At 64.4% G+C, this 14,457-nt stretch carries 12 protein-coding genes and 1 other RNA gene; 10 read left to right on the top strand and 3 right to left on the bottom strand.

Going from position 1 to position 14,457, the window contains the following annotated elements:
• The first annotated feature begins 16 nt into the window (after nucleotides 1–16).
• From DRF71_RS11470 to DRF71_RS11455, 4 genes are read left to right on the top strand one after another with little or no spacing between them, the layout of a single operon-like run.
• Nucleotides 17–1,168 (top strand): microcin C ABC transporter permease YejB, encoded by a 1,152-nt coding sequence (locus tag DRF71_RS11470; RefSeq protein ID WP_112310661.1) that lies wholly within the window; start codon nucleotides 17–19, stop codon nucleotides 1,166–1,168.
• A complete protein-coding gene (locus DRF71_RS11465; RefSeq protein WP_112310660.1) occupies nucleotides 1,168–2,277 on the top strand; it encodes an ABC transporter permease in 1,110 nt (369 codons plus the stop codon). Before DRF71_RS11470 ends, DRF71_RS11465 begins: the two co-directional genes overlap by 1 nt.
• Nucleotides 2,274–3,887: an ABC transporter ATP-binding protein gene (locus DRF71_RS11460; protein ID WP_112310659.1), complete on the top strand. Its 1,614-nt coding sequence runs from the start codon at nucleotides 2,274–2,276 to the stop codon at nucleotides 3,885–3,887. Before DRF71_RS11465 ends, DRF71_RS11460 begins: the two co-directional genes overlap by 4 nt.
• Nucleotides 3,884–5,113: a glycosyltransferase gene (locus DRF71_RS11455; RefSeq protein WP_112310658.1), complete on the top strand. Its 1,230-nt coding sequence runs from the start codon at nucleotides 3,884–3,886 to the stop codon at nucleotides 5,111–5,113. Before DRF71_RS11460 ends, DRF71_RS11455 begins: the two co-directional genes overlap by 4 nt.
• A 3-nt stretch (nucleotides 5,114–5,116) precedes the next feature.
• Here DRF71_RS11455 and hemN read toward each other — a convergent pair whose 3' ends face one another.
• Nucleotides 5,117–6,472, bottom strand: coding sequence for an oxygen-independent coproporphyrinogen III oxidase (gene hemN, locus DRF71_RS11450; RefSeq protein ID WP_112310657.1), 1,356 nt, complete (start codon nucleotides 6,470–6,472; stop codon nucleotides 5,117–5,119).
• A gap of 75 nt (nucleotides 6,473–6,547) precedes the next feature.
• On the opposite strand from hemN, the gene fnrL reads away from it, so the two are divergent.
• On the top strand, nucleotides 6,548–7,294 hold the full coding sequence (fnrL, locus tag DRF71_RS11445) for a transcriptional regulator FnrL (RefSeq protein ID WP_112311281.1): 747 nt from the start codon (nucleotides 6,548–6,550) through the stop codon (nucleotides 7,292–7,294).
• A 31-nt stretch (nucleotides 7,295–7,325) separates the two neighbouring features.
• Here the strand turns inward: fnrL and DRF71_RS11440 are convergent, their stop codons facing one another.
• Entirely contained in the window at nucleotides 7,326–7,796 is a 471-nt protein-coding gene (locus tag DRF71_RS11440; RefSeq protein WP_112310656.1) for an SRPBCC family protein, read from the bottom strand.
• Between the two features lie 218 nt (nucleotides 7,797–8,014).
• Complete coding sequence (gene nudC / locus DRF71_RS11435) at nucleotides 8,015–8,959, bottom strand: NAD(+) diphosphatase (protein WP_112310655.1); 945 nt, start codon at nucleotides 8,957–8,959, stop codon at nucleotides 8,015–8,017.
• A gap of 223 nt (nucleotides 8,960–9,182) precedes the next feature.
• On the opposite strand from nudC, the gene DRF71_RS11430 reads away from it, so the two are divergent.
• The 5 genes from DRF71_RS11430 (at nucleotide 9,183) to DRF71_RS11410 (ending at nucleotide 14,456) form a co-directional block, all read left to right on the top strand.
• A complete protein-coding gene (locus DRF71_RS11430) occupies nucleotides 9,183–11,105 on the top strand; it encodes a metallophosphoesterase (protein ID WP_112310654.1) in 1,923 nt (640 codons plus the stop codon).
• Between the two features lie 45 nt (nucleotides 11,106–11,150).
• Nucleotides 11,151–11,780 carry an HAD family hydrolase gene (locus tag DRF71_RS11425; protein ID WP_112310653.1) on the top strand — a complete coding sequence of 210 codons (630 nt, stop codon included), beginning with the start codon at nucleotides 11,151–11,153 and terminating at the stop codon, nucleotides 11,778–11,780.
• A gap of 90 nt (nucleotides 11,781–11,870) precedes the next feature.
• Nucleotides 11,871–11,967, top strand: an RNA gene (gene ffs / locus DRF71_RS11420) — signal recognition particle sRNA small type.
• A 100-nt stretch (nucleotides 11,968–12,067) separates the two neighbouring features.
• Nucleotides 12,068–13,138: a phosphotransferase gene (locus tag DRF71_RS11415; RefSeq protein WP_112310652.1), complete on the top strand. Its 1,071-nt coding sequence runs from the start codon at nucleotides 12,068–12,070 to the stop codon at nucleotides 13,136–13,138.
• A gap of 13 nt (nucleotides 13,139–13,151) precedes the next feature.
• Nucleotides 13,152–14,456 (top strand): aspartate aminotransferase family protein, encoded by a 1,305-nt coding sequence (locus tag DRF71_RS11410; RefSeq protein ID WP_112311280.1) that lies wholly within the window; start codon nucleotides 13,152–13,154, stop codon nucleotides 14,454–14,456.
• The last annotated feature ends 1 nt before the right edge of the window (nucleotide 14,457 follow it).

Raw genomic sequence — 14,457 nt, 5'->3', positions numbered from 1 at the left:
AACAGGCAGGACGACCTTGGGCGCCTATATTCTGCGACGGCTGTTACTGGTAATTCCGACTCTGTTCGGCATCATGCTGATCAATTTCGCCCTGACCAATGTGGTGCCGGGCGGGCCGCTTGACCAGATCGAGGCGCGGCTGCAGGGCTCGGGCGATGCGGTAGCGGGAATCAGCGGCGCGGGTGGCGATGCCGGCACCGGCGACACCGGGCAATCGGGCTATACCGGGGCCCAGGGCCTGTCGCCTGAGTACCGCGCCCAGCTTGAGGAACAGTTCGGCTTTGCCCGCATCATCTGCGAAGAGGGCTTCTCCGGCCGCCGTTCTACCGCCAACCCGGCCTGCGAGAAGGAAATGATTCCCTTCTGGGAGCGTTTCGGCATTATGATGTGGAATTATGCCCGCTTTGACTTTGGCGAAAGCTATTTCCGCAAAATCTCGGTCGTCGATCTGATCATCGAGAAAATGCCGGTCTCGATCACGCTGGGCCTGTGGTCGACGCTGATCGCCTATCTCATCTCGATCCCGCTGGGGATCCGCAAGGCGGTCAAAGACGGCTCTTCCTTCGACACCTGGTCCTCGGGGATCATCATCGCGGCCTATGCGATACCGGGGTTCCTGTTTGCGATCCTGTTGATGGTTCTGTTCGCAGGCGGCACCTATTGGCAATGGTTCCCGCTCAGGGGGCTGACCTCGGATAACTGGGACAGCCTTTCGTGGTTCGGCAAGATCAGGGATTATCTCTGGCATATCACCCTGCCGGTCACGGCGCAGCTGATCGCCAGTTTCGCCACGCTGACCTTGCTGACGAAGAACAGCTTCCTTGACGAGATCCGCAAGCAATATGTGATGACCGCCCGTGCCAAGGGCCTTTCCGAACGGCGCGTCCTTTACCGCCATGTCTTCCGCAATGCGATGCTGATCGTGATCGCGGGCTTCCCGGCCCTGTTCCTCGGGGTCTTCTTCGGCTCTTCGCTGATCATCGAGATGATCTTCACCCTGGACGGGCTGGGCCTGCTGCTCTACCGCGCCACGGTCGAGCGCGATTTCGCGGTGATGTTCGGCACGCTTTTCGCCTTTGGCCTGATCGGGCTGGTGGTGGGGATCCTGTCGGATCTGATGTATGTGCTGGTCGATCCCCGCATTGATTTCTCGAAGAGGGCGGGCTGATGGCACTTTCGCCGCTGAACCAGCGCCGCTGGCGTAATTTCAAGGCCAATAAACGGGCCTTCTGGTCGCTGATCCTGTTTTCGGTGCTTTATCTCCTCTCGCTTGGCGCCGAGCTGGTGGCGAATGACAAGCCGCTGCTGGTGCGCTACCAGGGCGCGTATTACACGCCGTTCCTCAGCTTTTACCCCGAAAGTGCCTTTGGCGGCGTGCTGAGGACCGAGGCGAAATACCGCCAGCCCGAGGTGCAATGCCTGATTATGACCGGCGGCAATGAGGAATGCGATTACGATACCGAAGCCGTAATGGCCGAGCTGGAAGAGAAAGGCACCGTGCTGGGCGAGCCGGCACAGAAAGGCTGGATCCTCTGGCCGCCGATCCCCTATCAATACAACACCATCGTGGATACCGGCGGCCGGGCGCCCGCAGGCCCCACCCCTCAGAACTGGCTGGGCACCGATGATGCCAGCCGCGATGTGCTGGCGCGGGTGATCTATGGCTTCCGCCTTTCGGTTACTTTCGCGCTGATCGTCACGGCGCTGAACGCGGTTTTCGGCATCGCGGCCGGCGCGGTCCAGGGCTATTTCGGCGGCAAGACCGACCTCATCTTCCAGCGCGTGATCGAGCTCTGGGGTTCGATCCCCTCGATCTATGTCATCATCATCCTGACCGCGATCTGGGCGAAAAGCTTCTGGCTGATGGTGTTCCTTCTGGTGCTGTTCGGCTGGACGGGTCTGGTGGGCGTCGTGCGGGCCGAATTCCTGCGCGCGCGGAATTTCGAATATGTGCGGGCGGCGCGGGCGCTTGGCGTGCCCGACATCCAGATCATGTTCCGCCATATGCTGCCGAATGCGATGGTCGCCACGCTGACCATGCTGCCCTTCATGGTCACCGGCACCATCGGCACGCTCGCCATGCTCGACTACCTGGGCTTTGGCCTGCCCTTGTCGGCGCCCTCCCTTGGCCAGCTGTCGCGCCAGGCCCAGGCCAATCTGCAATCGCCGCATCTGGCCTTTGTGTCGTTCTTTACCTTTGCCATCATGCTCACGCTGCTGATCTTCATCTTTGAAGGCATCCGTGACGCATTCGACCCCAGAAAGACCTTCCGATGAGCGTGCTTGACGTCAAGGATCTGCGCGTCAGCTTTGCCCAGGACGGCCGTTTGATCGAGGCGGTGAAGGGGGTTTCCTTTTCCGTGGCCAAGGGCGAGACGGTGGCCCTGGTCGGTGAAAGCGGCTCGGGGAAATCCGTCACCGCGCTGTCGACGGTGCGGCTGCTCGCGGATAATGCCACGGTCACTGGCACCGTCTCCTGGCAGGGCCGCGACATCGCTAAGCTCTCCGAGCCAGAGCTGCGCCAGATCCGGGGCGACGATATCAGCTTCATCTTCCAGGAGCCGATGACCTCCCTGAACCCGCTCCACACCATCGAGCGGCAGATCACCGAAAGCCTGGAGCTGCACCAGGGGTTGCGCGGGGCCAAAGCGCGGGCGCGGGTGATTGAGCTTTTGACCAAAGTGGGCATTCGCGACCCTGAAAGCCGGCTGAACGCCTGGCCGCATCAGCTTTCGGGCGGTCAGCGGCAGCGGGTGATGATCGCGATGGCGCTGGCAAATGGGCCAGAGTTGCTGGTCGCCGACGAGCCGACCACCGCGCTCGACGTGACGATCCAGAAGCAGATCCTCGAATTGCTGGCCGAGCTGAAGGCGTCAGAGGGGCTGAGCCTCTTGTTCATCACCCATGACCTGAACATCGTGCGCCGCATCGCCGACCGGGTCTGTGTGATGCAAAACGGTGTCATCGTCGAACAGGGGCCGGCGGCTGAGGTCTTTGCCAATCCGCAGCATCCCTATACGCAAAAGCTCCTTGCCGCCGAGGCCAGCGGCAGCCCCGGGCCAGTGGCCGCAGACGCGCCGGAAGTGGTGCGGTCCGAGCATCTGAAAGTCTGGTTCCCGATCACCAAAGGCTTTCTCCAGCGCACCGTCGGCCATGTGAAGGCGGTCAATGACGCCAATGTCTCGGTCCGCGCCGGTGAGACGCTGGGAATCGTCGGCGAAAGCGGCTCGGGCAAGACGACACTGGCGCTGGCGCTGATGCGGCTGATCGGCTCTGAAGGGCCGGTTTTCTATATGGGCAAGGATATCACCCGGCTGCGTGGCCAGGGGTTGCGCGATCTGCGCCGCGATATGCAGATCGTGTTCCAGGACCCGTTCGGCAGTCTCTCGCCCCGGATGACGGCAGAGCAGATCATCGCCGAGGGCCTTGGCGTCCACGGGGTGGAGCCAGGCCGCAACCGCCGCGATATGGTGGCGGAAATCATGCAGGAGGTCGGGCTGGACCCTGCAACGATGACCCGCTACCCGCATGAGTTCTCGGGCGGTCAGCGGCAGCGGATCGCCATCGCCCGCGCCATGATCCTGCGCCCGAAACTCGTTGTGCTGGACGAGCCGACCTCGGCGCTGGATATGACGGTGCAGGTGCAGATCGTCGATCTCCTGCGCGGGCTGCAACAGAAATGGGGGCTGGCCTATATCTTCATCAGCCATGACCTGCGGGTGATCCGCGCGATGTCGCATAAGGTGATGGTGATGCGGGCGGGTGATGTGGTCGAATCCGGCCCGACCGAACAGATTTTTCAGCGCCCCGCCAGCGATTACACCCGCACCCTGATGGAGGCCGCTTTCGGCGAGCTGCGTGTCACGGCCGAGGAGGCCGCACGTTGAAGATCCTTTTCGTCCATCAGAATTTCCCCGGCCAGTTCCCGCATCTGGCGCCAGAGCTGGTCCGGCGCGGCCATGATTGCCGGGCGCTGACCGATCAGGTGAATGACCGCCAGACCAGGATTCCGACCTGGCGCTACAAATTCACCCCCGAGGTGATCGACCCGCGCGTCACGCGGCTGGGGCGCAATTACACCACCCATTCCGACCGCGCCGTGGTGGCTGCCCGCGCGGCGATCGCCATCCGCGACCGCGAGGGCTTCTCGCCGGATCTGATCATCGGCCATTCCGGTTGGGGCGAGACGTTGTTTCTGAAAGAGGTCTGGCCGGCGGCCAAACTGCTGGTCTATTCGGAATTCTATTATCGCGGCACCGGCCAGGATGTGGGTTTCGACCCGGAATTCTCGCCCGGCGGCTTCGACCAGGTGATGATCGCCCAGGGCCGCGCCGCGCATCTGTGCCAGTCGCTGATCCATGCCGACCGGGGCATGACGCCGACCCTGTGGCAGGCCTCGACCCTGCCGGCGGCCTTGCGCCCTATGGTCGATGTGATTTTCGACGGCGTTGATACCGATACCGTCCGCCCCGATCCGGGGGCGCGCTTCACCACGCCTTCGGGCCAGGTTCTGCGCGCCGGGGATGAGGTGTTGACCTTCGTGAACCGCAATCTGGAGCCTTATCGCGGCTATCATGTCTTTATGCGGATGCTGCCGCGCCTGATGCGCGAGCGCCCGAATGCCCAGGTGGTGATCGTCGGCGGTGACGAGGTCAGCTATGGCGCGGCCCCGAAGGATGCCAGGGGCTGGAAGGATGTCATCCTGAATGAGGTGAGGGACCGGCTGGATATGTCCCGCATCCATTTCACCGGCAAACTGCCCTATGCCGATTACCTCAGGCTGATGCAGGTCAGCCGGGCGCATGCCTATCTGACCTATCCATTCGTGCTGTCCTGGTCGATGGTCGAGGCGATGGCGGCGGGCGCCCTTGTGGTGGGCTCGCGCACGGCGCCGGTCGAAGAGATGATCCGCCATGGCGAGACCGGGCTGCTGGTGGATTTCTTCGACCAGAAGGCCTGGGCGCGGCAATTGGCGGAATGCCTGGCAGAGCCAGAGCGGTTCGACGCGATCCGGCAACACGCCCGCGAACAGGTGATCGCGAAATATGATCTGAAACGGGTCTGTCTGCCCGCCCAGGTCGCGCTGGTGGAAAGCCTGATGGCAGAGGCGTAGGCCTCAGACCGCCGCCGAATGCTGCGCCTTCGCGCTGTCATATTCGTCGAACATGCGCGCAATCATCCGGGTCAGCGGCCGCGCCTGGTCGGGGATCAGCAGATCACCGTTTTGCAGCGTGACCATATCGCCAAACCGCTCTTCTGCGGCCTTAAACAGTGTCGCAAGCCGGGCCGGGCTGGCACCGTAATCGCGGATAAGCCCGGCGCCCGAGACGCGAAAATCGCACATCAGCGCCTCGATAATGCGGCCGCGCAAAAGATCCTCCCCCTGAAAGACATGCCCTTTGCTCACGGAAAACCGCCCCTCCCGGATCGCTTTGGTATAGGCGGCGGTGGCCGGCGCGTTCTGCGCATAGCCTTGCGGGAAGCGCGAGATCGACGAGGCGCCAAGGCCCACCAGAACCCCCGACTGATCATCAGTATAGCCCTGGAAATTGCGGCGCAGACGCCCCTCTTTCCAGGTCTGCGACAGCCCGTCCGCGGGCAGCGCGAAATGGTCGATGCCGATCTCGTCATAGCCATCTGCGGCGAAAAGCGCCCGGGCGGTTTCGAACAGCGCCAGCCGCTCCTGCGGGGTCGGCAGGCTGTCCGAGGGGATCAGTTGCTGACGCCGGCTCATCCAGGGCACATGGGCATAGCCGTAAAGCGCCACCCGGTCCGGCCCCAGCGAAAGCAGTTTCTGCACCGAATCAGCGATACGCAATTTGTCCTGATGCGGCAGACCGTAAAGGATATCGGCGTTCAGACTGCCAATTCCCCGGGCACGCAGCCCGTCGGCAATACGTTTTGTCAACTCGTAACTCTGGTTGCGGCCGATGGCTTTCTGGATCTCGGGATCGAAATCCTGCACCCCGATCGAGGCCCGGTTCATCCCCGCCCGGGCCAGCGCATCAAGGCGCGCATCATCGGCCTCGTTCGGGTCGATCTCGACCGAGAATTCGCCGCCAGGCGCCATCGGAACCACCGAGAAAATCGCATCCGCCAGGCGCCTGATTTCGTCCGGAGGCAAGAGGGTTGGGGTGCCACCGCCCCAATGCAGCCTGGAAAGCGTAATTTTTTCAGGCAGATGCCGCGCAAGAAGCGCGATCTCGTCGCGCAGGGTCTGTGCATAAGCGATCACAGGATCTTCAGATTGCGTGCCTTGTGTGCGGCAAGCGCAGAACCAGCACAACCTGCGGCAGAAAGGTACATGAAGATAAAGCGATATGCGCGACCCCGCCGGTATCTGCCCCAGCCAGGAGACAAATTCTCCTGCGCCGAAGCCGCCCTGGAAATGCGGCGCAGTCGGGTATGAGGTGTAGCGGGGCACCTTCGCGTCAAAAAGTCCCAGCCGTTCAAGTTGCTTATCTGGCTTCATGCCTCTACTTTAGGTCGCCAGAGGCTGATCTTCCTTGACGCAGATCAATGGCAACGGAGAGGAAACGGCGTGAACGTGACGCTGCACGAAAAACAGGCCTTGCACATGGAGTGCGGCGGTTGCCCGATCCGCCACCGTGCCGTCTGTGCGCGTTGCGACAGCGCCGAGATGGAAACGCTGGAGCAGCTGAAATTCTACCGCAGCTTTCAGGCCGGCCAGACGGTGATCTGGTCGGGGGACCGGATGGATTTCGTGGCCTCGGTGGTCTCAGGGATCGCGACGCTGACCCAGACGATGGAGGATGGGCGGCGCCAGATGGTCGGGCTTTTGCTGCCCTCGGATTTCGTCGGGCGCCCGGGCCGGTCCATTGCCAGCTATGATGTCACCGCGACGACCGATCTGGTCATGTGCTGCTTCCGCCGCAAACCGTTCGAGGACATGCTGGTCAAAACCCCGCATGTGGCGCAGCGCCTGCTGGAAATGACGCTGGACGAGCTGGACGCGGCGCGGGAATGGATGCTTTTGCTGGGCCGCAAGACGGCGCGGGAAAAGATCGCCTCGCTGCTGGCGATTGTGGCGCGGCGCGATGCCTCGCTGCATATGCGCGACACGCAGGGCAAGGTCTCGGTCGAACTGCCGCTGACGCGCGAGGAGATGGCAGATTACCTGGGCCTAACGCTGGAAACCGTCAGCCGCCAGATCTCGGCCCTGAAGCGCGACGGCATCATCCGGCTGCATGGCAAGCGGCTGATCGAGATCCCGGATTACCGCCGCCTGCTGGACGAGGCGGGCGACGATTCCGATGGCGGCATGCCCGCCTGATCCTGAACCCGAGCCTGGGCCCGAGCCGCGCTCAGCCCGCTCTTTCCAGCCAGCGCTCCTCGATCATTTTCGCGAATTTGCCCATCTGGCCATCCAGCTTGCGCTGTGTGCGCCCCTTGACCAGCCGCAGCGACTGGATCACCAGCCGCGCCGCAATGGTCTTGGGGCGGGTATCGGCCGCCAGCGAGATCCGGGTGCGTTTCGGCGCCAGTTCCAGCAGTTCCAGCCGGATGCCGCCCGCCACCGAGGGACTGTCGAAATCCAGGTCCAGCGCGGCGTTCGGCGACATCTCGGCAATGCGCAGCAGCACCTTGCGCGGCTTGCCCTTATAGGCAAAGCGCAAGCGCCATCCCATGCCGGCAGCCGGGCGTTTCAGATGGTCGATCCGCTCGACTTCGGCCCCGCGCCGCACGGCCATGCGCTCGAAATGTTCGAAATCGGTGATTTCCTTCCAGACAAAGTCCAGCGGTGCCTCGATATCCTGTTTCGAGCTGAATCTCATATGTCAGAACCTGCCTGTCTGCATTGCCTTTGGTCGCGCCCGCATCCGCCCGGGCCCGGGAGGCTGCGTGGTCGGGATGAATTGCGCCGGCGCAACCTGTCCGGAGATACCGTTACAACAGGCTGGGTCACAACGCCTGTTCATCGTTTTGATAGCGCATTTCGGCCATCCCGCCAACGGCAGGCTACAGGCCGCAGCCTGATCATCTGACAATTCTCTTAATTCAGCCGGTCGGCAAGCCAGTTATCAATCAGATACCGTGCAATCGAGCCCTTGCGTGGCGGGCGCACCACCGCATGGGTGCCATTCACCACCCGCACCATATCCTCGCGGCTGACCCAGAGCGCATGGTCCAGTTCTTCGGGGTCTATGGTGATTTCCGAGCTTTCCGCCTCGGTATGGCATCCCATCATCAGCGAGGCGGGGAAGGGCCAGGGCTGGCTGGCCAGATAGCGCACCGGGCCGCAGATCACGCCGGTCTCTTCATGCACCTCGCGGCGCACGGCGGCCTCGACGGTCTCGCCCGGCTCGATAAAGCCCGCGAGGGTGGAATACATGCCTTCGGGCCAGCCGGGGCTGCGGCCCAGCAAAAGGTCATTGCCGCGGGTGACCAGCATGATCACCACCGGGTCGGTGCGTGGAAAATGCATCGCCTTGCAGGAGGCGCATTTGCGGTGCCAGCCGGCGCCGCCGGCTGCGGATTTCGCACCGCAGGCCGAACAGAAACCGTGTGAGCGGTGCCATTCCAGCAAGGCGCGGGCAGTCGCGGCCATCTCGGCCTCGTCTGGATCCAGCGCCGCCATGATCTGGCGCAGTTCGATGAATTGCCGCCCGGCAGGGGCCAGCGGATGCGGCTGCCGCCCGGCATCGAATATGGTCTCGGTCGGCAGGCCCTCTTCGGGCCGCCAGGCAGAGAGATCGGTGGCAAACACCCCCTTCTCCCGCCAGAGCCCCAGAAAGACCGGCTCGGGCGCATCGGCCAGCATCGGATCTCCGGCGTGCAGAAAACACAGCGCACTGTCATCGGCCAGCGGCATGCCGCGCCACAAAGGCAGCACCAGCCCCGAAGCCAGTAAAGCGGCCAGCGCCTCGGGATCACTGCGCAGGGCATGGCCCCGGTCGCGCCCGGTGCCGCCGAAAGTCACAGAACTGGCCTGTCGCATTTTTCGCTCCGCCACGGTATTTTAAGGGATCTGCGGGGCGGTGATGGCATGACCGCCCGATATCCGAAAGCCCCTTTGCCACGGCAGCGCAGAGTTTCAATCAAGGGCTTGCGGCTGCGCGCCCGGCATGACAACCTTTGGTTGTACATTTGAACGTCAATCGTGTTTTAACCCTATATGACTGTAATGACTGCGATCCTATCATATTCAAAGGCATGGCAGAGTGTCTGCTGATCCTGCGAGATCATGGTCCGCCGGACCTCTGTTTTCAGGCGAAACTCCGTCAGATGGCTCGGGCCTGTTGCGGATCATCGCGACCAGTGACCTGCATGCCCAGATCTTGTCCTATGACTATTTCTCGAACCGGCAGCTGCCCGGCACCGGCCTTGCGCAGATCGCCTGCCTGATCGCCGCCGCCCGCGAAAGTGCGCCGGCCTCGCTCTTGCTGGATAATGGCGATTTCCTGCAAGGCGGCGCCCTGGCCGAGATCGGCGCCTCGAAACGCGGCCGGCGGTCGCATCCCGCCATCACCGCCTTCAACACGCTGGGCTATGATGCGGTTGCGCTTGGCAATCACGAATTCGATTACGGGCTTGAGGTGCTGAACCGCGCCATTGCCGGGGCGAATTTTCCGGTTCTGTCGGCCAATGTGCTGCACCGGCGCGAAGGCTCGCCGGTCGATGACCGGCATTTCGCCACACCGGCGGTGCTGCTCAACCGCGAGATCGCGCTGCCCGATGGCACCAGGCGGGCGATCACCATCGGCATCTTCGGCCTGACCCCGCCCGAGACCCTGCAATGGAATGCGCGCTGGATCCGGGGCCAGCTTGATATCCGCCAGATGGAGGAAACCGCCCGTGCCTGGGTTCCCGAATTGCGGGCACGCGGGGCGGATGTCGTGATTTGCCTGGCCCATACCGGCATTGCCCAGGCGGCCCTGGGCGAACCGGGAGAAACCCAGGCCGCCGAGATCGCCTCCATTCCCGGGCTTGATGCGGTGATCGCCGGCCACAGCCATCTGATCTTTCCCGACCGCCGCAACCATGCCGATCCGCGGGTGGACGGGGTCAGCGGCCATATCGCCGGCACGCCGGTGGTGCAGCCGGGGCATGAGGGCTCGCATCTGGGGCTGATCGACCTCTGGCTGCGACCGGTCAACGGCAATCCGAACCGCCGCTGGCAGGTGACCCGCAGCCAGTCGCGACTGATCGCCGGCCTTGAGGCGGTTGCCGGCATGCCGGCCCGCGCCATACGCGAGGCCTCGGCGCCCTTGCGGCTTGCGCTGGCCCAGGACCATTCGGCGGCGCTGTTCCGGATGCGGCAGCGCCTTGCCACCCTGACCGAGCCGCTTTCGACCTGGTTCGCCAATGTCGCCGACAGCCAGGCCATGCGGCTGATCGGTGCGGCGGTGATCGACCATACCCGCTCCCGCCTTGCCGGAGGAGCGCTGAGCACGCTGCCGGTGGTGGCGCTGGTCTCTTCCTTCCGCTCGGGTGGCCGGGGCGGGCCGATGAATTACGTCGATATCCCGCCCGGCAATATCTCGCTGCGCCATGTGTTCAGTCTTTACCCTTTCCCCAATACGCTGACCGCAATCCTGACCACCGGCGCCGAGCTTTCGGCGCGGCTCGACCTGTCCTCTGCCCTGTTCAACCGGATCGTGCCGGGGATCCGGGATCAGCTGCTGACCGATCCGGGCATCCCCGCCTTCAGCTTTGCCTCGGCAATCGGGGCATCCTATCAGATCGACCTGAGCCTGCCCGCCGCCCAGCCAGGGGTCACCCGCCTCTTTGGCACCGACCGCATCCGGGACCTCCGCATCGGCGGGCATCCGATTGCGGCGACGGATCCGCTGATCCTCGTTGTCAACAATTACGTCACCGACGACCCGCGCCGCGCCGCCGGTCAGCTGGTGCTGGACGAGGGGCGGCTTTGTACCGATGTCATCACCGATCACATCCGCGAGGCCGGGCGGATCGGGTTCGACGACAGCCCCGGCTGGCGCTTTGTGCCGATGCCCGGCACCAGCGTGCTTTATGACAGCGGCAGCGGTGCCGCCGGGCGGCTCGGCTCTGCCGCAGCCCTGCGCCCCGAAGCGGTCGGCCTGATGCCATCGGGCTTTTCACGCTTCCGTCTGCATCTGTGATGGTGCAGGGTCCGCCCCGGACAGACGCAAAGAGTAGGGGCTGAGATGTTCGACGCGGTTTTCTTTGATCTCGACGGCACCCTGGTCGATACCGAAGCGCTGGCGCTGCGGTCCAATCTGCGGGTCTTTGCCGAACATGGCCATCCGGTCGAACCCGCCTTCCTCCATGCGATGATCGGCAAGGATGAGCCCTCGATCACCGAATATCTGCGCGAGACGCTGCCAGGCCTTGATGCAGGCCAGCTGCAATCCGACCTCCACCGCGCCTTTTATGAGGATCTCGAAGCCGGGCTGGATCTGAAACCCGGCGCAAGGCAGCTCCTCGACGGGCTGGAGGTGCCGGCGGTGCTGGTCACCTCGTCCGGCCGCCCCGGCGCGATCCGCAAGCTGGAGCTGACCGGCATCCATACGGCCTTTGCCGGGGTGATCACGCTGGATGAGGTGACACGGCCCAAGCCCGACCCGCAGCCCTATCTGATGGCGGCGGGGATGCTGGATCTCGACCCGGCGCGCTGCCTCGTGTTCGAGGACAGCGAGACCGGCGCCGAGGCCGGCCACCGCGCCGGCTGCACCGTGATCCAGGTGAAGGATGTGGTGACGCCCACAGGCCGCTGGGCGCATCACGTCGCCGATGACCTGCTGACAGGCGCGCGCCTCGCGGGCCTGCCCTTCTGAACCCGCCTGCCCGCTTGTCTGCCAGCTCATGTCTGGCCCCCTGCGCGCCCCCTCTTGCGTGATGGCGCCCCGGGGCCTATATCGGGCGTTGAGAGGTTGGCGCGGGTGAACGCCTCGCCAACCCGGTCAGGTCCGGAAGGAAGCAGCCGTAACGAGATCCGTTTGGGTCGTAGTCCAGCCTCTCACCTTTCCCCCCTTTACGCGCCGGCAGTCCAGTTTGTCCCCTCTGATAGGGACAGATTGCGCGGCATCTGGATTTGTGCCGCCCTGCGCCCGATAAGCGGGGCATGACAGATGCAGCCATCCCCCCCGCCCCCGTTTCCACTGCGACCGATGACGCGCTTGGCGCGCTTTTGACCCTGCCCAAGCCAGAGATCGCCGATGCTGTGATCGCGGCGGCGCTGGCGGAGCATTGGGGTCTTTCGGGCGGGATGCAGCCGCTGGCGGGCGAGCGGGATCTGAATTTCTGCCTGACCACCGCCCAGGGCGCAAAATACCTCGTCAAGCTGACCCATCCGGCCGAAAGCCTCGGCATGACCGAATTCCAGACCGGCGCCCTCGTGCATGTCGCCGAGCGCGACCCGGAGTTGCCGGTGCCGCGCGTGATCCGCCCGGTGGATGGCGCGCTCTGGGTGGCATTGCCCGAGGGGCGGCTCAGGGTGCTTTCCTGGCTTGAGGGGCAGCCGATGTCTGCCGGCGCACGCTCGGACGCCCAGGCGCGGCAATCGGGCGTGGTGCTGGCGCGGCTGACCCGGGCGCTGGCGGATTACAGCCATCCGGCGGCGGATCATGTGCTCTTGTGGGATATCCGCCAGACACCGCGCCTGGTGCCGCTTTTGCCCTCGATCACCGATGAGGCTTTGCGCGCCGGGGCCGGCGCCTTTGTCGCCCGTTTCTCGGCAGAGATCACGCCGCGCCTCGCCGCGCTGCCCTGGCAGATCTGCCATTCCGATCTGAATCCGCACAACCTGCTGGTCGATCCTGCCGCGCCCGACCGGATCACCGGCCTCATAGATTTCGGCGATATGGTTTACACGCCACGCATCTGCGACCTGGGCGTCGCCGCCGCCTATCAGATCGACCCTGCCCGTCCGCTTGAGCGGCTTTCGGCCTTTGTGGCGGGCTACGCTTCGGTGCTGCCGCTGACCGCGCCCGAGCTGGACCTCCTGTTCGACATGATCACCGCGCGGATGATCACCACCCTGTCGATCACCTCCTGGCGGGCGGCACGTTATCCGGAGAACGCGCCCTATATCCTCAGGAATGCGCCCGCTGCCCGCGCCGGGCTGGAGGCTTTCCGCGCGATTGGCGCCGATGCCGCCGCCCGCGCCTTCCATCTCGCCGCAAAAGGAGCCTGATATGACCGCTGAGATGAACCGGGGAACCATGGTCAACGCCTTTGACCGCGCCACCGCCCGGTTGAACCCGGCAGAGGAGGCGCTGGTCTCCCGCCGTGAGGCCGCGCTCGGCCCGGCTTACCGGCTGTTCTACGAGACACCGGTGCATCTGGTGCGCGGCGAGGGCGTCTGGCTTTACGACGCTGACGGCAAGCCCTGGCTCGATTGCTACAACAATGTGGCCTCGGTCGGCCATTGCCACCCGCGCGTGGTGGAGGCGATGGCGAAACAGGCGGCGACGCTGGCCAGCCATACCCGTTACCTGCATGAGGGCATTCTGGACTATGCCGAACGCTTGCTCGGTTACTTTCCGCCGGCGCTGTCGCATGTGATGTTCACCTGCACCGGATCCGAGGCGAATGATCTGGCTTACCGCATCGCCCGCGCGGCGACCGGTGGGTCGGGCGTGATCGTGACCTCGAATGCCTATCACGGCGTCACGCTCGCCACCGCGCAGATGTCGATGTCGATTGGCCCGGCGGTGGCGCCCGGCCCCGAGGTCTTCCCGATCCCGGCGCCGGTGGCGGCGAATTATCCCGAAGGCGTGGCGGCGGGTTTCGCGCGCGCGATCCGCGACACCTGCGCGAAGATGCGCGAGGCGGGCATCCGCCCGGCCATGCTGATCGTCGATACGATCTTTTCATCAGACGGGCTGATCACAGGACCGGAGGGTTTTCTTGCCGCCGCGGCGGATGCCATCCGGGCCGAGGGCGGGCTGTTCCTGGCCGATGAGGTGCAGCCGGGCTTTGGCCGCACCGGAGCCACGATGTGGGGCTTTCAGCGCCATGGCGTGGTGCCGGATATGGTCTCGATGGGGAAACCGATGGGCAATGGCTATCCGGTTGCGGCTTTGGTGCTGCGCCCCGATGTGATCGCCGATTTCGGTGCGAAGGCGCGGTATTTCAACACATTTGGCGGCAATGCGGTGGCCGCAGCCGTGGCCGGAGCGGTGCTTTCCGTCATCGAGGATGAAGGTCTGATGGAAAACGCGCGCGACACCGGCGCGGCCTTTCTCGCTGGTCTTGGCGACCTTGCCTCCCGGCATGAGGCGCTTGGCCCCCGGCGCGGTGCCGGGCTGTTCCTCGCGGTCGATATCCTGCAAGACGGCAAACCCTCGGCAGAAGCGGCGGCGCGGGTGGTCAATGGCCTGCGCGACGCGCGTGTGCTGATATCCGCCTCGGGCGCCAAAGGCGATGCGCTCAAGATCCGCCCGCCGCTGCCGTTCCGGCCAGAGCATGTCGGGCACTTCCTCGAAGCGCTCGACAAGGTTCTGTCATAGG

The sequence above is a fragment of the Pseudogemmobacter bohemicus genome (genome assembly GCF_003290025.1).
Lineage (GTDB): Bacteria > Pseudomonadota > Alphaproteobacteria > Rhodobacterales > Rhodobacteraceae > Pseudogemmobacter > Pseudogemmobacter bohemicus.
This window is presented reverse-complemented; position numbering and strand designations above follow the sequence as displayed.

Bases quoted from the DNA above. Each gene is read 5' to 3' on its own strand.
- DRF71_RS11465 (WP_112310660.1), top strand. From the start codon at position 1,168: ATGGCACTTTCGCCGCTGAACCAGCGCCGCTGGCGTAATTTCAAGGCC.
- DRF71_RS11410 (WP_112311280.1), top strand. From the start codon at position 13,152: ATGAACCGGGGAACCATGGTCAACGCCTTTGACCGCGCCACCGCCCGG.
- DRF71_RS11415 (WP_112310652.1), top strand. From the start codon at position 12,068: ATGACAGATGCAGCCATCCCCCCCGCCCCCGTTTCCACTGCGACCGAT.
- DRF71_RS11460 (WP_112310659.1), top strand. From the start codon at position 2,274: ATGAGCGTGCTTGACGTCAAGGATCTGCGCGTCAGCTTTGCCCAGGAC.
- DRF71_RS11425 (WP_112310653.1), top strand. From the start codon at position 11,151: ATGTTCGACGCGGTTTTCTTTGATCTCGACGGCACCCTGGTCGATACC.
- hemN (WP_112310657.1), bottom strand. From the start codon at position 6,472: ATGAAGCCAGATAAGCAACTTGAACGGCTGGGACTTTTTGACGCGAAG.
- nudC (WP_112310655.1), bottom strand. From the start codon at position 8,959: ATGCGACAGGCCAGTTCTGTGACTTTCGGCGGCACCGGGCGCGACCGG.
- DRF71_RS11440 (WP_112310656.1), bottom strand. From the start codon at position 7,796: ATGAGATTCAGCTCGAAACAGGATATCGAGGCACCGCTGGACTTTGTC.